The sequence below is a fragment of the Pyrodictium occultum genome, from assembly GCF_001462395.1.
GTDB classification, from domain to species: Archaea; Thermoproteota; Thermoprotei_A; order Sulfolobales; family Pyrodictiaceae; genus Pyrodictium; species Pyrodictium occultum.
Genome location: NZ_LNTB01000001.1, coordinates 1 through 19,644, shown reverse-complemented (window position 1 = coordinate 19,644; position 19,644 = coordinate 1). Strand labels below are relative to the sequence as shown.

Sequence of the window (19,644 nt, the reverse complement as noted above, 5' to 3'; positions counted from 1 at the left end):
TATCACGTGATAACCTTTGGCGCCGAAGGGCTGCGCAGCGGGTAGTGTTTAAGAATAGCCGTGGGGGCCGGTGAACGGGGTGCCTTATGATGGTGGACTACTCGAAGTTCTACTCCTCCTACGCGAGGGAGGCTAGGGCGTCCGATATACGTGAGCTGCTCAAGGTGGTCGAGAAGGGCGGCGTGATAAGCCTTGCGGGCGGCCTGCCGGACCCCAGGAGCTTCCCCCGCGACGAGATAGCCCGTATAGCCTCCGAGGTTGTGGAGAGGTATGGCGAGAAGGCGCTCCAGTACAGCCCGACCAGGGGTGTCTCCCACTTCCTCGAGGCGGTGAGGAAGTTCTCCGAGCGGCACGGGGTTGCGGTGAGCGACTCCGACGGTATAATAGCCACGGTGGGCAGCCAGCAGGCCCTCTACCTCGTCGGCCAGGCCCTGCTGGATCCCGGCGACTACGTGGTGACGGAGGAGCCTACCTACCTGGGCATGCTCCAGGCCTTCCGGGTCACCGGCGCCAGGTTCCTCACTGTGCCGATAGACGAGGAGGGGATGCGGACTGACAAGCTGGAGGAGGTGCTTAGGAGGGCTAGGAGCGAGAGGCTCAGGATTAAGTTGATCTATACTGTGCCCACCTGCCACAATCCCGCCGGGACCACTCTGCCCATGGATAGGCGCCGCCACCTGCTGGAGCTCGCCGAGGAGTACGACCTCCTCGTGGTGGAGGACGACCCCTACAGCTTCATAGCCTTCGAGGAGAGGGATGTAAAGCCGCTCAAGACGCTGGACAAGAGCGGCAGGGTCATATATATGAGCACTGTCAGCAAGATCCTCGCCCCCGGCCTGAGGCTCGGCTGGGCCATAGGCCCGGAGCCCGTGATAGCCAAGATGGAGCTAGTGAAGCAGAGCATAGACCTCCACACCCCGAGCCTGAGCCAGTTCATAGCGGCGGAGGCTATGAACCGCGGCGTGATAGACAAGCATATACCGTTCATAAAGAAGCTGTACAGGGAGAAGCGGGACGCCATGCTGGAGGCCCTGGAAGAGTACATGCCGGAGGGGGCTAGGTGGACAAGACCCATAGGCGGGCTCTTCGTCTGGGTATGGCTGCCGGAGAGCATCAACAGCCGTAGGCTGCTCGAGAAGGCTGTCGAGAAGGGCGTGGTATTCGTGCCGGGGGACGCGTTCTACCCCAACGGCGGCGGCGAGAACACCATGAGGCTGAACTTCAGCTACCCCAGCGTGGAGGAGATAAGGGAGGGTGTGCGCCGCCTAGCAGAGGCTGTAAGGGAGATGGTGGGAGCCTAGGCTTCTCGTCCAAGCCGGTACACGTAGCCGAGGAGCGGGCCCCCGGCGAGGGGCGGGGGCTCAAGCCCCTCCACAACCCCTATATTGCTCTCTATCAGCCGCCTCGCCTTCTCCAGCAGCCTTCTAGCGCAGCCCGGGGCTCCCCCCTCCAGCACCACGGCCTCCAGCCTCCTGCACCTCCTGCAGCCCGGCCACGCCTGCTGCGTGTACAGGGGGTGGAGGAGCAGCTTCCCAGGCACCGTGGCCTCGATAAGCTTCTCAAGAGTATAGAGGCTCGCCGTGGCCGCTACTACAGTGTCCACCCTGGATTGGGGCTTCTCCACGGCCTCAAGTCCCAGGCTCCGCGCGGCCTCCCTCGCCTCCCTCCTACCGGCGTATACTAGCACGTGCCCACCCTCCTCCCAGATGGCGAGCGCGGCTAGGAGCCCGAAGGGCCCTGCCCCCGCTATAAGCACCCGGTGGGAGTCCATGGCCTCTCTTGCGGCCTCGCAGGCCAGGGAGGCCTCGGGGAGGAAGGTGTAGATGGGGTCGGGCCCCTGCACCTCGGCTAGGACACTGGAGGGCGCGGCGGTGTAGGCCGCTAGGAACCCGTCGCCAGTGAACGGTGGGAGGTGGTCAGCGCTGAGCCTTGCCGGCGCCACCCGCCTGCCGGCCAGGCCCGTGTCCGCGTCGACCCCGGCCTCGAGCACAATGCCCACCCCGGAGCAGCCGAGCACCGTGCCGTTCTCGAGTGGCATGGCGCCGGCCGCGGCCAGGGAGTCGAGGGGGCACCAGCGAGCGTACTCGACGCGTAGCAGCACCCAGCCCCTAGGCACGAGGGGCGGCAGCCTCTCCTCCCGCATCGGCTCGCCTCTCCAGACTATCGCGGGGTTAGCCGTCGCCAAGGCCTCCATGCTCCTCTACTGCGGCTCTATCGTTGCCGGCGGCTTCGTTGTGACGGCGTAGGCCACCATTGTTACGCCGGGCACCTCAGAGGTTATCCTCCTTGATATACTGTCCAGCACATCGTAGGGCAGCCTCGTCCAGTCAGCCGTCATGCCGTCCTCGCTCTCCACGACACGCACTATCACTATATGGCCCTCCTCGCGGCGGTCGCCCTTCACCCCGACCCAGCGGTCATCCCCCACGACGGCGAAGGCTTGCCAGACCTTCTCGTAGAGCCCCGCCTTCTTCAGCTCCTCCTCGACTATCCGGGAGGCCCTGCGGGCTATCTCGAGCTTCTCCTCTGTAACCTCGCCTATAACCCTGACCGCCAGCCCGGGCCCAGGGAAGGGGTGGCGGTACGCAAGCTCCCGGGGCAGCCCCAGGGCCAGGGCTAGCCTCCTCACCTCGTCCTTGTAGAACTCGCGGAGGGGCTCCACCACCTCTAGGCCGAGCCAGCTAGGGAGCCCGCCCACGTTATGGTGGCTCTTGATCCTGTCCGCGCCCGGCGCGGCGCCCGACTCTATGACGTCCGGGTAGAGGGTGCCCTGGGCCAGGTACCTTATATCAGGGTTCTCCTCGACTATCCTCTTGAACACCCTGGCGAAGGTCTCTCCTATCCTCCGCCTCTTCTCCTCCGGGTCCCTGACCCCTCTAACCGCCTCCATGAACTCCCTCCTGGCGTCGACGAGCAGCGGCTCAACCCCGGCCTTCCTCAACATCCTAAGGGTCTCCTCGACCTCCCCCTCCCTGAAGAACCCGTGGTCTACGAGGACCGCGAGGAGCCGGTCCCCTATAGCGCGCCTCAGCAGCACAGCCGTGACGGTGGAGTCTACGCCCCCGCTGACGGCGACCAGCACTCTGCCCTCGCGGATTCTCTCCCGCAGCTCTCTCACTATAGAGTCCACAAGGTTCTCCGGCCGCCACCAGGCCTCGGCGCCCGCCAGCCTAGCGAAGTTGGCGAGCAGCAGCCTCCCCTTCGGCGTGTGGGAGACCTCGGGGTGGAACTGGACGCCGTAGATCGGCACGCCCTGCCGCTCGGCCCGGAAGGCGGCCACGTAGCCGTTCTCGCTCACCGCTAGCAGCCTGGAGCCCGGCGGGGGCTCGCGGACGCAGTCGCCGTGGCTCATCCAGGCCTGCTCCTCGCTCCCCCAGCCCCTGAAGAGGGGGTCACCGGGGTCCAGAACCCTCACAATGGTGCGGCCGTACTCGCCGCAGCCTGTCTCGACCCTGCCCCCCAGCATGGCGGCTAGAAGCTGGAAGCCGTAGCAGATGCCTAGCACGGGCTTGCCGAGGTCCAGGACCCAGTCGGGGATCCTCGGTGCGCCGGGGACGTGGACGCTCGGCGGGCCGCCGGAGAGCACTATAGCCTTTACCCTAGGGTCCTCCAGCTCCTCCTTCCGGATAGCGCTGTGGGGCACTATCTCGGCGTAGAAGCCCTGCTCGCGCAGCCTCCGGGCTATGAGGTGCATATACTGGCCGCCGAACCCGACTACTAGTATGCGGTCCCCCTTCTCCAGGGCACGCCCCCGGGGGTGGAGCGGCGCCACCCGCCACCCGGATATTATTAGCCCCGACTCCCTGGAGCCCCCGGGGCTACATGGGGCAGGGCTGTTGGCGCAGAGCCGTGTGGTGGACGAGGCCCTCAGCTTCGACGACGTCGTCGTCCTGCCCGGGCTTAGCCCCGTAGAGCCCTGGCAGGTGGACCTCTCGAGCAAGGCGTCGCGCAGGGTCCAGGTGAGGATACCCCTCCTCTCGGCACCCATGGATACTGTGAGCGAGTGGAGGCTCGCCGCAGCCCTCGCCCTGCTCGGCGGCGTGGGCGTTATACACAGGAACATGCCGGTGGAGGAGCAGCGCCGCCACGTCGAGATGGTGAAGAAGCACCCTCTCGTGGAGCTCTCGAGCGCGGCCGCTGGCGAGGCCGATGAGTGCTGCAGGGTGAGAGAGTACATGAGGAGCCTTGGCCTCCGCCAGCTCCCCCTCGTCGACTCGTCGGGCGCGGTGAAGGGCTACGCCGAGTTCTCGGATCTAGAGTCATGCGGCTGCGGCACGCCGGTGGGGAAGCTGGCCCGGCCCGGCCCCGTCTTCGAGGTGGGCGAGGAGGCGAGGGCACTGGAGGAGGTTAAGCGCGGCAGGAGGGACGCTGCGGCGGTCACCCTTGGAGGCAGGTTTCTCGGCACTATAACGGTGCAGGAGGCGCTGGCGGTCTACAGCCCCGCCCTGGACGAGGAGGGCAGGCTCCGTGCGGCGGCAGCGGTCTCCCCCTTCGACGCGAGGAGGATAGAGGCGCTCGACGGGCTCGCCGACATACTGGTGGCTGATGTGGCGCACTTCCACAATGTTAACGTGCTTGAGGCTGCGAGGAGGATAGTAAAGAGCCTGGAATCGGACTTTGTGGCCGGCAACCTGGGCACCAGGGAGGGGGTCATAGACACTATAACGAGGCTGGAGAGGGTTGACGGGCTCCGGATGGGCATAGCCGGGGGCTCTATCTGCACCACGAGCGGGGTGGCGGGGGTAGCGGCCCCCACGCTCTTTGCGGTGATGCAGGCCCGCGGCGCCCTCCGCGAGATGGGGCTAGGGCTCGAGGAGGTCCCGATAATAGCTGACGGCGGTATTCGCGGCCCCGGCGACGCGGTGAAGGCGCTCGCCGCCGGGGCCTCGGCCGTCATGACGGGGTACATGCTCGCCGGCACCGATGAGGCGGCGGCGCCCCTGCTGAGGATAGGTGGGAGCCTCTACAAGCCCTACCGGGGCATGGCTAGCCGCGGGGCGCTGGAGAGGAGGTTCGCGGCCGACCGCTACTCGAGGGCTGCTAAGCGTGTAGAGGAGGGCATCGAGGGGCTTGTAGAGTACCGCGGCCCCCTGCGCCGCGTGGTGCTGGAGTTCGTGGAGGGTGTCAGGGCGGGGCTGGGCTACGCCGGTGCCTCGTCTATAAAGGAGCTGTGGGCTAAGGCCCGCTTCGCGAGGCTGACAAGCAGGATAGGCGCATACACGGGGGTCGTTAAGACAAGCGTCTAGCCCCCAGACCTAAGGGGGGCTGCGGCCGCGCTGGATAGGATGGTGCAGAGCTCTCTTGCCTGCGGCGGGCTTCATAGCGTCTACGCGCACCCTCCGCCTGCCTTTAGCGGAGGCTGTCGAGAGGCTCTACGACATGGGGTTCAGGAGGATAGACGTGAACTACGCCAACCTCGAGAGGAGCGGAGTCGACGACCCCTCGGTGCTCAGCCACTTTCGCTGGGCCCTCCTCACCGCGGCTAGGCTAGGCGCGGACCCGGTGACCCTCCACGCGCCCTGGGAGGACTACTTCCTCCTCCCCCTGGGCCAGGGGGTTGAGCGGGCTCTGGCCGAGGCCAGGCTGCTGCTCGACATGGCCTACAGCTACGGGGTGGAGGTGGTAGTCTTCCACCCCCTGCCCGCCAAGCACGTGGGGAGCCATAGGGTGGAGTGGCTCAACAAGAGGATATTCTCCGCGCTGGCCGAGTACTCCGAGCGCGAAGGCCTCTCCATCGTGGCGCTAGAGAACGCCTCCAGGAGCGGGCCCTGGAACAGGCTGGAGCGGCTAGCGGCGCTCATACGCTCCGTGGCCAGCCCGAGGCTCAGGGTGTGCTACGACACTGGCCACGGGAACCTCAACGGCTACAGCCCCGGCAGGGCGGCGGAGATCCTGGGCGACATGATGGCATGCATACACCTCCACGACAACGACGGCACGAGGGACGAGCACGCTCCCCCGGGCACCGGCGCCATAGACTGGAGCCAGGCCGGGATGCTGGACAGCGAGGCCCTGAAGCGCGTGGTACTGGAGATAGACTGTATGGCCGAGCCCCGTGTCTGCGGCCTCCACATAAAGGCCGCAGAGGCCGCTGCTAGGCTCCTCCTGGGCCCCGGAGGCTGAGAGGGCCCCGAGCACCTTATATTGAGCCCCCGGGTGGCCGGCAGCCACCCGGTGCATGCGGGATGCAGGTTCCGCCTCTCTGACCTGACTGTAGCCGTCCTCGGGGCGGGCAAGATAGGCAGTATAATGGCCTCCTCCTTCTCCAGCTGCGGCATGCACGTCATAGCCACGGCCCGTAGCAGGGAGAGGATAGAGAGGCTCCGCATGCAGGGCTTCGAGGCCACGAGCGACAACGCCTACGCCGTCAGAAAGGCCTCGGCAGTGTTCATAGCAGTGAAGCCCTACCAGTACCCGGCCCTCGCCCGGCAGATAGAGGGCCACGTGGCCGGGAAGCCTGTGGTATCCGTAATGGCTGGCATCCCCCTCCGCCTCCTCAGGAAGACCCTGCCCGGGGCAGAGGTCTACCGCGCCATGCCCAACCTGAACGCGGCGGTGAAGAGGAGCGCCACCGGGTTAGTGGCCCCTCCCGGGGCCCAGTACAAGGAGCTGGTAAAGAGCATACTCTCGTGCATGGGCAGGGTATACGAGCTGCCCGAGCAGCTCATAGACGCCTGGACAGCCGTGGCGGGCTCCGGGCCGGCGATAATAGCGGAGTTCATAGACTCGATGATCCTAGCCGCCCTGGCTGTCGGGATCCCCCGGGACCTGGCCTACGACGCGGTGCTGGAGTCCATCATAGGCACGGCCGAGTACCTCCGCGCGAGGCCCGTTCACCCTGCCCAGCTGCGTGACGAGGTAACGACGCCCGGGGGCACCACTATAACGGCTCTAAAGATTATAGAGGGCAAGGGAATGAAGTCGGCGCTGATAGATGCTGTCGAGAAAGCCACGGCTAGGGCGGCGAGGCTGGCCAGGGAGATAGAGGCCATGCTCGAGGAGACTGCGGGGGACCCGCAGGGTGGAGGGGGTCAGCCTTGAAACACCTCCCCATCCCCTCCCCGGTGGGGAAGGGTGGGGGTTCACGGCCCGCATCATCCCCGGAGGCTTCTCCCCGGAAGAGCTACTCGGGCGTTATAACGTAGTCCTCGTCCCTGTAGGCCACCACGTACATGCTAGCCAGGCTCGTCAGAACGGCTAGCAGCGCCATAGACTCGATCAAGGGCTTCGGGCTCTTCAGGGTGGTTAGCGTCAGTCTGGCCTCCACGCTGGCAAGCTCACCCATCGCTATCACTGTGGCCTGGGTGTAGCTGTTCTCAAGGAAGCCGGCCTGGTTATACCTGCCCTCAAAGTAGAAGGGTTTCACCAGGACGCTAACAGTCTGGAATGGCGAGACCGGCACCTCTACCTTCACGCTCCTCAGCTGCTTGCTGCCGAGCACCAGGTGGCTGCCAGCCAGCCTCGGGTTGTAGAGGAGCCCATTATACTCGAGAGCCTTTACGAGGACACGGGCTGGGAGCGTCTGGGTGGCCTCCAGAAGCGGCGTGGCCAGCTCCCGCGCCTTGGCAACCCCCAGGAAGGCTATATCCTGGTGCACCGTGCCGCCGCCGGGCCTCCATGCTATCGAGTAGCTGGCGAACTCTATATGGGTGCTACCCGTGAACGCTAGGGCGGCCGCAGAGCCGGCAAGCAGCATGCCGATGAGCGTTAGGAGCACAGCCTTCGTTGGCGCGTTGAGGCCCCGGTGGCGGTAGAACTGGGGCAGGAACACTATTATGCCGAAGAGCCTCCTCGCCCCCGCGTAGAGCCTCATCGCCTCTAGCCTGGCCCGGTCTGCGAGGAGCGGCAGCAGGGCCATCCCGGCTATGAAGCCACCAGCATGGGCGAAGAAGGCCACGGTTGACGTAGAGGAGAAGTAGCCCTCCAGCACCTGCAGCGCGAACCAGAAGACGAGGTAGTAGGCTGCCAGCAGCTCGAAGCACACCGGGAAGATGAAGAGGAAGAAGCAGGCTGCGAGCCTAGTGCCCGGGAACAGTATCATGTAGGCTCCCAGCACGCCGCTTATAGCGCCGCTGGCCCCGACGCTGGGTACAGCCAGCCCGTTCGGGTCCTGTATGAACATGAACACGGTGTGGAAGAGCGCGGCCATAACCCCGCTGAGGAGGTAGAGGGCCAGGTAGCGGGCGTGGCCCAGGGCCCTCTCGACAGCCCTCCCGAAGAGGTAGAGGAAGTACATGTTGAAGAATATGTGCAGCAGGTTAGCATGGGTGAACATGGCGGTGAATATCTTGTAGACACTGTATGGGTTTAGAAGCATGTAGACCGGCTCGAAGCCCAGCTTGACTATCCAGTACTCAGTGCTTGCCATGAACCCGGTTTGCCACGAGGTTACAATGTAGACCAGCGTGTTCAAGGCTATCAGCAGGTACGTTACCCATGGGGCCTCGGGGCTGGGTACTTCCTCCTCGACGGCTATGGGCAGCTCGCGGGTTATACGCGGCAGGCGCGGCGCCTCCCCAGTCTCCAGGATGCCACACCCCGTACGTGCACTGCCCCATTGGACGCTTGGAGCCTCGTGCCTAATTAGGCTGGCTGCGCCGCGGCCTCACCACGCCCCAGCCCTTGACATCCTTCATCCCCGCCAGGCGGGGCCCGGCCCTCCTTTTATTACGAGGGCTTCTTCGCCCCGATACGCCACGGGGTGCCGCCGAAGTGAGCGAGGTAATGGACCTACTATCCTCGGCAGTCTCCTACGCCTCGAGGCTTGGGGCGGAGTTCGCCGAGATAAGGCTCGAGCGCACCAGGTTCACCAGGATAGAGGCTAGAAACGGCGTCTACACGGTCTCCTCCGGCACCGACTACGGTGCGGCCGTGAGGGTCTACGTTAACGGGTCCATAGGCTTCGCCTTCACCACCAGGATCAACCTGGACTCTCTACGCCGCGCCCTCGAGCAGGCCTACTCCCTAGCCCGAGCCGCCCCCGGGAAGCAGCCCAAGCCCCTCCTCCTCGACCCGGCCGAGGACTTCCACGAGCACCCGGTGAAGAGGAGCGTAGAGGATGTACCCGTAGACGTGAAGCTGAGGGACGTGACTGAGCTGGACAAGCTGGTGGCCGAGAAGAGCTTCGTCAAGTCGAGGACGCTCGTCTACCATGAGAGGGTGGAGGAGCGCTACTATGCTAGCACAGAGGAGAGGCTGCTGGGCGAGCGCAGGGAGCTAGCCTACCTCTACGCCTCCGCCTTCGGCGAGGAGGCGGGGGTCAGGGGCTCCGCCCACGTGAACAAGGGTACTATAAAGGGCTATATTCTCTGGGAGAAGGCGCCGCAGGAGAAGGTTGCAGAGGAGCTCCTTGGCAGGCTGCAGCGGCAGCTGCGTGCTAAGACGCCCCGGGCGGGCAGCTTCCCCGTCGTCATAGCCCCCGAGGCCCTCGGCGTGTTCGTCCACGAGGCCTTCGGACACCTGGCCGAGGCGGACCTGGTGGCGGCGGGCAGCGCGCTCCAGGGCAAGAAGGGCCAGCAGGTGGCGTCCAGCTCGGTAACCATAGTGGACGACCCCGATATCGACGACGGGTTCGGCACCATCCGCTACGACGATGAGGGCGTCCGCACGGCTAAGGCGGTGATAGTGGAGAAGGGCATACACCGCCAGATAATGACGGATAGGATACACGCTGCCATGCTGGGGGAGGACCCGACCGGCAATGCCCGCGCGGAGTCCTTCCGATACCCTCCCCTGGTGAGGATGAGGAACACTGTAATGCTCCCAGGCGACCATAGCGTGGAGGAGCTCTTCGAGGACATAGACTTCGGCTACTATGTAGTCTCCACGGGCGGGGGCCAGACCAATATCGACGGCAGCTTCCAGGTGGGCGTGGAGGAGGCCTTCGAGATAGTCAAGGGGGAGATAGGGGCGCCCGTCCGCAACCTAAGCATAGTCGGGAACACTCTGGAGACCCTCCTAAGAATAGACGCTGTGGCCAAGGACTTCGGCCTCTTCTATGGCCGCTGCGGCAAGGGCCAGCTAGTCTACGTCTCCGACGGCGGCCCCCATGTGAGGGTCCGCAGCATGACCATGGGCGGCCGCGAGTAGGCTCCCCTGGCCCTCCCCATTTACCCCGTGCCGTGCGTCTCCTAGACCAGGCCCTGGAGGGGTGCTGAGAGGTGTCCAGCCGCATAGCCCCGGCCGAGCTGGCGGTAATGGCGGCCCGCTGGGCTATGAGGGAGGGCGCGTCCGAGGCCGAGGTCTATGTAAGCTCGTCTCGCGGCTATAGCGTGAGCATAAGAACCAACGCTATAGAGGCTGTCGAAGCCATCGACGACGTGGGCGTGGGGATAAGGGTGGCTGTGGGCAAGAGGGTGGGCTTCTCCTACACTACCGGGATGGACCCGGCCGGTGTGAGGGAGGCGGCGAGGAGGGCGGTCAAGCAGGCTAGGGCCTCCCCTGAGGACCGGTGGTGGCAGGGCTTCCCGGAGCCCAGTAGCCGGTACGCCGAGCCCGGTGGCATATACAGCCCAGTTCTGGCCCGCGTCTCGCCCGGCACGGTGGTCGAGCACGCCCGTGGGATGCTGGAGAAGGCCTCCGGAATCAAGGGCCTCGTGCTCGGCCGCGGCGGCGTCAGCGTCTACGTGGTCGAGCGCGTGGTGGTGAACACTAACGGAGTGTACCGGGTTGATGTAGGCACAACGGCTCACGTGTACGCGGGGGTAGTTATGAGGAGGGATGGGGCCACAACACCGATGATATACGAGTTCGACTCCAGCAGGGTGGCAATACCCGATGGTGGCCGGGTGGTGGAGAGGGCCGCTGATACCGCCAGGCTCTGCACCCGCGTGTACAGCGGCCTGGAGACGGGCAGGTACACGCTCGTCCTCTCCCCCAAGGTGCTCGCGGAGCTCATGGAGGCTACTGTCCTCTACTCCCTCCGCGGCGACATCTACGTGCAGGGTAGGAGCTACTACGGCGACAAGCTGGGCTCCCAGGCGCTCTCGGAGAAGGTTACGATAGTCGACGATGGCACCATGAAGGGCGGCGACGCCACCTGGAGGTTTGACGGCGAGGGGGTGGCCACGTCCCGCAAGATCCTGGTCGAGAAGGGCGTGGTCAAGGGCTTCGTGTTCGACAGCTACTGGGGCAGGCGCGCCGGCAAGGCCAGCACCGGTAACGCTGCTAGGAGCGGCTACACGTCCAAGCCCATGCCCGGCTTCACCAACGTGGTAGTTGAGCCGGGCGACGCGGCCCCTGAGGAGCTGCTGGAGGGCCGCGTGCTAGTGATACACCAGGTCCAGGGCGCCCATACCGCGAGCAGCGATACTGGGGAGTACAGCGTCCTAGCCAACCCAGCCATCTACTACGAGAACGGGGAGCCCAGGGGATGGGTGCCCGGAGCGGTGCTCTCCGGCAACTTCTACCGGGAGATGCGGGACAGCCTAGAGGCGCTGGGCAAGCTAGTGGAGAAGGCCTACCCGGGCGTCTACATGCCCTGGGCCAGGGTAGCCGGGTCACGGTGGCGGTGAAGGGCTAGCAGAGGTATTTTACCCAGATCTCCCCGGGCCCCTCCACCCTGTACTCCACCACCAGCATGTCCCCGGCCCCGCAGGCCCTGCCCCGGTCCATGCCTGCTGCCTCCAGGGCGCGGGCCCTCAGCATCTCCAGTATCGCTCCAGCAGCCTCCTCCAGGGGGAGCCGCATCTCCATAACAGCCCTCCTTATGGCCGCCGGGTCGGGGAGGACGGCGACCCCGCTGCCAGGCGGGTCTACCCCCGCGGCGTGGAGCCCGGCCGCGGCTAGGACGTGGAGGGAGCTGGGCACTGTTATAAGCACCTTCCTATCATCCCTCTTCATGAGCAGTGTTTGCTGGCCCGGGGCCCTCCGCAGCCCCCTCCCGGGCCAGCAGTCCAGCCCAGCCCCTTCAAGCCCTAGCCCCATCACCGCGGCTGCTAGTATAGGCTCCGCGTGGAAGACAGTGGAGCTATCGGCCAGCCTCTCCTCGAAGGCTGCCAGCGCCTCCACCTCCTCCTCGAGCGCGTGGAGCCAGGGCTTGAACCTCGGCTCCATGGTGGGCGGCAGCTCTCCGGCAGAATCCTTTAGGTCGTAGTAGGCTTCAACCACGTAGTCGAAGAGCTCCTCGTAGCCGGTCGCATGGGCCGGGGGTATCGCTGCGAAGACGGGAGCCAGCTCCCCCGGGGCGCGGTAGCCCAGGCTCTCGAGCCTCCTCCGCGAGTAGTCCACCAGCGGCTGCAGCCAGCGCGGCGGCTCGAGAGAGACAGCCTGGGGAAGCATCAGCAGCCACCCCTTCCCGGTACCTGCGCCTCCGCTGCCCCGTAGCGGCCGCTCGGGGCCCTAGTAGTCCTCTGGCACGGCCACCGGGAGCCCCGCCCTCATAGCCCTCAGGGCCAGCTCCGCCGCCCTCCACGGGTCGTCGAGCGCCGGCGCCTTGACACCCTCGAGCCACACCCTCCGGTAAGCCTCGGCGACCTCCCTGGAGGAGACCTCCTCCAGGCCCTCGGCCGACTCGACGGCCTTCTTGGCGTTGAGGAGGAGCCTCGCTTCACCGGAGCCGAAGCGCCACAGGTGCTGCTCCCGGAACACCTCCAGGCTGGTCCAGCTGTACCACCGCCTCCACGTCTTCTCCAGCACCTTCTCTATAAGCTCGGGGTCCTCGAGGGGAGGGAGCTTCTCGAACTCGTGGAGCGCCTTGTAGGGGCAGAGGGTGCAGGCGACCCGGGGCACCCCGTCGAGGTAGTCGGGGTGCACTAGGCCGAGGCCCCTGACAACCTCCACGATGTCGGCCAGCGTGAACATGTAGGTGGGTCTGAACTTCCTCCCGGCGAGCACCACCCGGTTGGCAGCCGCTTTGGATAGCCTCTCGAACCTCTTAGGCGACTCCGTCAGCCGGTCCCCCACCACCTCTAGCAGCCTCGGGTCCTTCTTCCTCTCCTCCCTCATCGGCCTCGCCTTGTACATGGTGCAGAACCGGTAGCCCCTCCTGGGCATGCCCTTCCATTTCAACAGGCTCTTCATCTCCCTCCTAGGGGCAGCCCTCATGTCTACCTCTACGCCGAGCCTGGCGGCAGCCTTCTCCACGAACTCTACGCTTCTAGGGCTCTCTAGGAAGGGTATGTGGACGAACATCACATGTATCTTGAAGTCTATGTACTCCTGCAGCCTCAGGAGCACCGCTAGCGCCGCCATGGAGTCCTTGCCGCCGCTGAAGCCTAGGAGCACCCTCCTCCCCCGTAGCTCCCTTCCCACCCAGCGGGCCAGCATCCGGGCGTACTCGTCCAGGTCGGGCACGGCGCGGGCGTGCACGTAGGGGGGTGAGAGGAGCCAGGGCTTAACCGGGGCGAAGCCCCTGTCTCCGCCCTGCCCCGTCTCCAGGATCCCCCGGCGGTCGAGCAGCCCGGTAACGTCGACTCCACTGCTCTTCGAGATCCAGAGGTAGTAGCGGCAGCCACCCTCCACGCTGCACAGCTTCGTGGCCTCGCCGCCGCTGCCCAGGACGCCTGCCAGCTCGCCGCGCCGGAGCAGCGGGTACAGCTCGGTCAAGGCTCAACGCCTCTCTGGCGGGCCTCTGGGGGCGGTCAGGGAGCTGTAGGGGGCGGTCCCCACAGCCCCGGGTCGGTGGCTCAACCCTTCATCAGCCCGCGGGGGTCCCCGGGAGGATGTTTTGCTGTGGCAGCGTAGCTGCCTATATCAGCGCGCCCCGGACCCGCTACAGCCTCCGGGCTGGCAGCGGAAGGTGCCCTCCACGCCATGTTCACGATCATAGTTAGGAGTAAAAGGGACGCTGACGCTGTAAAGGCTATGCTCGACCGCTTCTACCCCGGCTGGGGGGTTGAGGTAAGGACGCTCCACGGCGCCCGCGGCGGTGAGGCCATGCTAGCCGAGCTCTCCGGCATAGTCGAGCCCGACCGCTTCTACATACTCCTCCTCGGCAGGGAGGACGCGGAGGCAGCCAGGCTGGTGAGGGAGGAGGCGCCTAGAAACGTCGTGATGCACATGGTGCCCCGCCGCAGGGTGCGCAACGCTAGACTAGAGCTGCTCTACGCCGAGGTGGCCCGGGCGCGCTCGATGATACGCGTCTCAGCCTCCTGGGACCCCTCGAGGAGGGTGTTCCTCCTCGGCCCGCGGGCCCCCGGCCAGCCCCTGGAAGGCCTCGAGCCCAAGCCGAGCCTCGAGGCCTTCATAGGCGTTGGCAGGTTCTCCGAGATACTCTCCAGGCTGGCCGGGGGCAGGGTGGGTAGGAACCCGCTGGTCGTGAGGGCCTCGGGGAGCCTCCACCTGGTCTACAACGGGGCCCGGCCCCGCGCCGAGCTGGACATTGTGGATGAGGGGCCGGCGCCCCGGGCTAGGCTGCTCGAGGGCTCCGAGCCCGTGGACGTGGACCTCCCCCGCATGGTTGAGGCCAACCGCGGGGTGCTGGGGCTCTACGAGCGGGCCTCGGCCAGGTTCCTGGAGGGCCTGGGCGAGTTCGACACCGTGATTGTGCCCTGGAGTGGGGGCAAGGACAGCACGGCCACGCTGCTGCTCGCCCTCAAGATCTACGGGCGCGACAGGGTGCGCGTGGTCTACGGGGACACCGGCACGGAGTTCCCCCTCTCAGTGGAGTACGTGGAGCAGGTGGCTGACAAGCTTGGGATAGACTATGTGCGGGCGTACGCCGGCATCGACAAGGCCCTTCTCAAGGGGGCTGCGCCGATGCCGAGCCACAGTAGCCGCTGGTGCACGGGCCTCAAGGTGGAGGCTGTAGAGAGGGCTGTGAGGAAGCTGGCCCGGGGAAGGACCCTCCTGCTCATAGGCGACCGGGACGCGGAGTCGCCGAGACGCAGCGCCCGGCCCCCCGTCCGCCCGGGCCCTGCAGAGGGCATCATGGCCGCCGCGCCCCTCAAGCTCTGGGGTGGCGTCCACGTGCAGCTCTACATACTCTCCCAGGGGCTCCCGCTCAACCCCATGTACGAGCACGGGTTCTACAGGATAGGCTGCTACATGTGCCCGGCCCTCCGCAGCTGGGAGGTCTACGTGCTCACCTCGACGCCGGGGCTCCACTTCAGGCTCCTCCGCAGCCCGATCTACCGGAGGTTCATCGCATCAAGGCTGAGGCGCGGCCCGGCGCCTGTAGGGGAGGGGGACGGGTGCAGCCTGGAGGCCGGGCTCGCCGGCTGCGGCTAGAGAGCCCGCCCGGGAGGCCGTGTTAAAGGGTCCCCAGGGGGCCTCTCTGGCCGGGCTGCGGTGCTGAGAACCCCTGTTGCCAGCCCCTCGTGGGCGCGGAGCCCCTAGGGGCGGGGGGCGGTGAGGACTTCAGCGGCGGCTGAGCAGCCCTCCGGCGGTGCAAGGCGCTGCAGGGAGCGTGGCTAGCTGGATGCGTGTTGAGGAGCTGGACCTACCCCAGGAGGCTAAGCGTGTACTCCTCGCGCAGGGGTACAGGGAGCTCTTCCCCCCGCAGGAGGAGGCTGTGAGGGCCGGCCTCCTCGAGGGCAGGAACCTGGTAGTGGCGTCGCCCACCGGGTCTGGGAAGAGCCTGGTGGCGCTTCTCGCGGCTCTACGCGTGCTCTCGGGGCCGCATAGGGGCTGCCGGGTTGTATATGCTGCCCCTCTCAGGAGCCTGGTCTACGAGAGGGCGGAGGAGTGGAGGAGCATCCTCGGCGAGCTGGGCCGCCGAGTCGCCGTGTCGACGGGGGACTATGACAGGGTGGAGCCCTGGCTCGGCGAGGCCGACGCGGTCATGGTTACCTACGAGAAGCTCGACTCCCTGCTGCGGCACGGCGCCGGCTGGCTACGCGAGGTTTGCGTGCTGGTGGTGGATGAGATCCACTACGTCGGGGACCTCCGCCGCGGCCCCGTCCTGGAGACGGTCATAGCCCGGCTCATGTCGATGAACCAGGGCATGCAGGTAGTCGCGCTCAGCGCCACGATAAGCAACGCGGGCGAGATGGCGGCCTGGCTCGGCGCCGGCCTAGTCGAGAGCGGCTGGAGGCCCGTGAGGCTAAGGGAGGGCGTGATGAGCGGCTACACTATAGTGTGGGGGGACGGCGGCGAGACCCGGGTGGAGAGGCTCGTCAGGAACCCAACCCTCGATGCAGCCCTGGACGCCGTGGCCTCTGGAGGCCAGGCCCTCGTGTTCGTGAACTCCAGGAGGAAGGCTGTGGAGCTGGCGGAGAGGCTCGTAGGGGCGGCAGCGGGCAGCAGGGAGGTTAGAAGCCTCCTCGACCCGGGTGGCGTTGAGCCCTACATAGAGCTGCTGAGGAGCCACGGGGAGCACAGGGAGCTTAACGACAGGCTCGCCCGGCTCATGTCCAGCGGGGTTGCATTCCACCACGCGGGGCTGGCGAGCTACCAGAGGGACGTGGTGGAGAAGGCCTTCCGGGCCCGCGTCCTCCGCGTCCTAGTCGCGACCCCTACTCTCGCCGCGGGCGTCAACCTCCCGGCCCGCCGCGTGGTCGTGGACAGCCTCTACAGGTTCAAGCCTGGGCGGGGCTCCGAGCCGATCAAGGTGTCGGAGTACAAGCAGCTGGCCGGCCGCGCCGGCAGGCCGGGTCTCGACGCGGTTGGCGAGGCTGTGATTATTGCCAGGTCGGGCGAGCAGGCCTGGGAGGCCATGGAGAGCTATGTGAGGGGCGAGCCCGAGCCCATAGTGTCCAAGCTGGTCTCCGAGGCCGCTTTGAGGAGCCAGGTGCTCGCCGTGGTCTCGAGCCTCGGGACGGCCACAGTCCAGGAGGTGGCCGGTATCTTCAGGCGCACCCTCTACGCAGTCCAGGCCGGGCCGCCCCGGGAGGAGATAGACAGGGTGGCCTGGCTCCTCGACGAGTATGGGTTCCTGGAGCGCGTCGGCGACGTGCTGGAGGCGACCGACACCGGGCGCAGGGTCTCCGAGCTGTACATAGACCCTCTCACCGGCTACCGGATGCTCCGCGGCCTCGACGCTCTCCGGGAGGAGAAGCCTCCCATCGAGCGGCTCCTATTCTTAGCCCTATGGAACCCCGACGCCGCCAGGGTAAGGCCTCCCCGGGGCATGCACCTCGGCCTAGAGATGGAGGCTGAGCAGCTCCTTGAGGACCTGGGGTTCACCCCTTACGAGGAGGTGGGCGAGGCCGATATAGCGGTGGCAGCGGAGGCCCTCCACACAGCCGACATGCTCCTCGACTGGGTCCTGGAGAAGCCCGAGGACGCCATACTGGACAAGTACGGCGTGGACCCCGGCGACCTGCGTGCAGTAGTTGAGACGGCCAGCTGGCTGGTGTACTCCATGGCGCAGCTCGCGCGGCTCAGGGGCCACCCGGCTGCGGGCTACCTGGACCGGCTGGCCGTAATGGTGCGGCACGGGGTCCAGGAGGAGCTCGTGGATCTCGTGAAGCTCCCTGGCATAGGCAGGGTTAGGGCCCGCCTCCTCTACAACACCGGCTACCGCGACCCAGGGAGCCTCGCCGGCCTCAGCCCCGAGCAGCTGGCCTCCCTGCTCCGCGGCCTCGGCGAGGAGCGGGCCCGCAGGGCTCTGGCGGAGGCCCAGAGGATGGCTGCCAGGGAGAAGCCCGGGGGCGGCGGGGAGGAGGCCAGGCGGCGGGGGAGGCAGAGGAGCATACTCGACTACCTCGGCTAGCCCCCGGGGCCCGCCTCCCCCTGGGCTGTGAGGAGACCGCCAGTGACCGAGCCCCGGGAGCCCCCCGGGGCGGTGACGTGCGCTTCGCAGCCCGAGCCCGTTCAAGGGTAAGGTTTTTGTAGAAGCGCGGCCTACGACCCTCCATGATGGGGAGGAGCACCATGGCGGCGATAAAGGAGGTCAAGCCGGTGAGGAAGGAGTTTAGGAGGGTGGGCGCGCATAGCCATATCAGAGGCCTAGGCCTAGACGAGAACGGCCGCGCCAAGTTCATGGCCGACGGTATGGTGGGCCAGGCCGAGGCCCGCGAAGCGGCCGGCATCGTGGTGCAGATGATACGCGAGGGCAAGATGGCCGGCCGCGGCGTGCTCATAGTGGGGCCCAGCGGCACCGGTAAGACGGCAATAGCGGTCGGCATAGCTAAGGAGCTGGGGGAGGACACACCGTTCGTAGCCATGACCGGCTCCGAGATATACAGCAGCGAGATGAAGAAGACAGAGGCTATGATGCAGGCGCTGCGCAAGGCCATAGGTGTGAGGTTCCGCGAGCGCCGCACCGTATACGAGGGCGTCGTGAGCAGGATACGCATAGGCTATGTGAAGCACCCGTTCAACCCCTACGTCAGGGTCCCCCATGAGGCCGAGGTAGTCCTAGAGACCAGGGATGACAGTGTGAAGCTCCGCGTGGGCGAGGAGATAGCCGTTCAGCTCCTCCAGCTCCGCGTACGCCGCGGTGACGTTATCTGGATAGACGCGGAGACTGGGGAGGTCCACAAGACCGGCAGGATATGCGAGAAGAGGGAGTACGACATATCGGTATACAAGTGCGTCGAGAAGCCCAGCGGCCCGGTTAAGAAGGAGAAGGAGATAGTGCACCTGCTAACCCTCCACGACCTCGACGTCGCCTACGCCGCCCAGCGTGCAGCGGCGGCGAGCTTCCTCGGCATGCCGCTGACCCGCGAGATCCCCAGCGACGTGAGGCAGAGGGTGGATGAGGAGGTGAAGAAGCTTGTAAGCGAGGGCCGCGCCGAGCTAGTGCCCGGCGTGCTGTTCATAGACGACGCCCACATGCTCGACATAGAGGCCTTCAGCTTCCTCACGAGGGCTATGGAGAGCGACCTCGCCCCGATACTGGTGCTCGCCACTAACAGGGGCATAACCAAGATAAGGGGCACGGACATCGAGTCGCCGCACGGCATACCGCTGGACCTGCTGGACCGCCTGCTAATAATAAAGACAAGGCCCTACAAGCCCGAGGAGATAAGAGAGATACTCAGGATAAGGGCTGACGAGGAGGAGGTGCCGCTCACCGAGGAAGCGCTGGAGGAGCTCACCAAGCTCGGCGCCGAGCGCAGCCTGCGCTACGCCGTGCAGCTGATGGAGCCGGCCCGCATACTCGCCGAGCGCGAGGGCCGTGCAAAGGTGACCGTCGAGGACGTGAGGAGGGCGGCGGAGTACTTCGTGGACGTGAAGGAGAGCGTACGCTACATACAGCAGTACGAGGAGAAGTTCCTCAAGTAGCGCTGCATCCTGGAGGACCTCCTCCAGGGGAAGTTGGAATAACCTCGCCCCCTAGCCTACCCTCTTCTCCCCTAGGAGGCCCCCGGGGGCCCGCTCCCCGGCGCAGAGCACCACCTGGAGAGCCCCCCGGGGTAGGCCCCGTCACCCCCCGGGCTGCTGGAGGTCTAGGGCCGGGTATGGAGGATAGCCTCTGGCTCAGCAGGTACATAGCCCGTCTCAGGGGCTTCATACGCGAGCTAGCCGGGCTCCCGGCCGGCCAGTTCGCCGAGGTTGTCAAGGCTCTAGAGGAGCCCGGCACACTGGACCTGGCGGTCCTCTACGCGGCCAGTGTTCCGAGGATAACAAGCCTATGGCTGATATGGGAGGACTACTGCAGGGGCAGGGGCTCGGGCCGGCGGGTCTGCAGGGAGGTGCAGTCAATAGTCGAGGGCGCCGGGCCCGGCATGGGTGTCGTGACCTTCTTCAACCGGGAGGTCAAGAGCCTCATAGTCAAGTCCTTCAACGACCTGTCCCCCGGCATACTGGTGCCCGGCT

At 66.2% G+C, this 19,644-nt stretch carries 15 protein-coding genes; 10 read left to right on the top strand and 5 right to left on the bottom strand.

Features of this window, described 5'->3' with window-relative positions; all coding sequences use genetic code 11:
* Positions 1-89: 89 nt before the first annotated feature.
* Positions 90-1,301: an aminotransferase-like domain-containing protein gene (locus CF15_RS00075; RefSeq protein WP_058371297.1), complete on the top strand. Its 1,212-nt coding sequence runs from the start codon at positions 90-92 to the stop codon at positions 1,299-1,301.
* Here the strand turns inward: CF15_RS00075 and CF15_RS00070 are convergent.
* Complete coding sequence (locus tag CF15_RS00070) at positions 1,298-2,185, bottom strand: alcohol dehydrogenase catalytic domain-containing protein (RefSeq protein WP_058369980.1); 888 nt, start codon at positions 2,183-2,185, stop codon at positions 1,298-1,300. The genes CF15_RS00075 and CF15_RS00070 overlap by 4 nt on opposite strands.
* A gap of 15 nt (positions 2,186-2,200) precedes the next feature.
* Positions 2,201-3,772: a glutamine-hydrolyzing GMP synthase gene (gene guaA, locus CF15_RS00065; RefSeq protein WP_269082788.1), complete on the bottom strand. Its 1,572-nt coding sequence runs from the start codon at positions 3,770-3,772 to the stop codon at positions 2,201-2,203.
* Between the two features lie 64 nt (positions 3,773-3,836).
* Here guaA and CF15_RS00060 point away from each other — a divergent pair, with 64 nt between their 5' ends.
* From CF15_RS00060 to proC, 3 genes are read left to right on the top strand one after another with little or no spacing between them, the layout of a single operon-like run.
* Positions 3,837-5,246 carry an IMP dehydrogenase gene (locus CF15_RS00060; protein WP_236698045.1) on the top strand — a complete coding sequence of 470 codons (1,410 nt, stop codon included), beginning with the start codon at positions 3,837-3,839 and terminating at the stop codon, positions 5,244-5,246.
* 55 nt (positions 5,247-5,301) lie between these two features.
* On the top strand, positions 5,302-6,123 hold the full coding sequence (locus tag CF15_RS00055) for a sugar phosphate isomerase/epimerase family protein (protein ID WP_058369978.1): 822 nt from the start codon (positions 5,302-5,304) through the stop codon (positions 6,121-6,123).
* A gap of 33 nt (positions 6,124-6,156) precedes the next feature.
* Complete coding sequence (gene proC, locus CF15_RS00050; RefSeq protein ID WP_168371177.1) at positions 6,157-7,041, top strand: pyrroline-5-carboxylate reductase; 885 nt, start codon at positions 6,157-6,159, stop codon at positions 7,039-7,041.
* Between the two features lie 82 nt (positions 7,042-7,123).
* On the opposite strand, the gene CF15_RS00045 is transcribed toward proC, so the two are convergent.
* Positions 7,124-8,368, bottom strand: coding sequence for a rhomboid family intramembrane serine protease (locus CF15_RS00045; RefSeq protein WP_168371176.1), 1,245 nt, complete (start codon positions 8,366-8,368; stop codon positions 7,124-7,126).
* Between the two features lie 344 nt (positions 8,369-8,712).
* Here CF15_RS00045 and CF15_RS00040 point away from each other — a divergent pair, with 344 nt between their 5' ends.
* Entirely contained in the window at positions 8,713-10,089 is a 1,377-nt protein-coding gene (locus tag CF15_RS00040; RefSeq protein WP_236698033.1) for a TldD/PmbA family protein, read from the top strand.
* 71 nt (positions 10,090-10,160) lie between these two features.
* Positions 10,161-11,513: a TldD/PmbA family protein gene (locus tag CF15_RS00035; protein ID WP_058369975.1), complete on the top strand. Its 1,353-nt coding sequence runs from the start codon at positions 10,161-10,163 to the stop codon at positions 11,511-11,513.
* Between the two features lie 4 nt (positions 11,514-11,517).
* Here CF15_RS00035 and CF15_RS00030 read toward each other — a convergent pair whose 3' ends face one another.
* Positions 11,518-12,279, bottom strand: a complete 762-nt coding sequence (locus CF15_RS00030) for a hypothetical protein (RefSeq protein ID WP_058369974.1) — start codon at positions 12,277-12,279, stop codon at positions 11,518-11,520.
* A gap of 60 nt (positions 12,280-12,339) precedes the next feature.
* A complete protein-coding gene (locus CF15_RS00025) occupies positions 12,340-13,545 on the bottom strand; it encodes a phosphoadenosine phosphosulfate reductase family protein (protein ID WP_058369973.1) in 1,206 nt (401 codons plus the stop codon).
* Positions 13,546-13,752: 207 nt separating this feature from the next.
* Here CF15_RS00025 and CF15_RS00020 point away from each other — a divergent pair, with 207 nt between their 5' ends.
* The 4 genes from CF15_RS00020 to CF15_RS00005 all read left to right on the top strand — a co-directional run.
* Positions 13,753-15,168 (top strand): phosphoadenosine phosphosulfate reductase domain-containing protein, encoded by a 1,416-nt coding sequence (locus CF15_RS00020; RefSeq protein WP_058369972.1) that lies wholly within the window; start codon positions 13,753-13,755, stop codon positions 15,166-15,168.
* A gap of 178 nt (positions 15,169-15,346) precedes the next feature.
* Complete coding sequence (locus tag CF15_RS00015; protein WP_168371175.1) at positions 15,347-17,593, top strand: DEAD/DEAH box helicase; 2,247 nt, start codon at positions 15,347-15,349, stop codon at positions 17,591-17,593.
* A gap of 161 nt (positions 17,594-17,754) precedes the next feature.
* Entirely contained in the window at positions 17,755-19,110 is a 1,356-nt protein-coding gene (locus CF15_RS00010) for a RuvB-like helicase (RefSeq protein WP_058369970.1), read from the top strand.
* Positions 19,111-19,286: 176 nt separating this feature from the next.
* Positions 19,287-19,644 (top strand): hypothetical protein (locus tag CF15_RS00005; protein WP_058369969.1); only part of this gene is annotated, 358 nt, incomplete at its 3' end.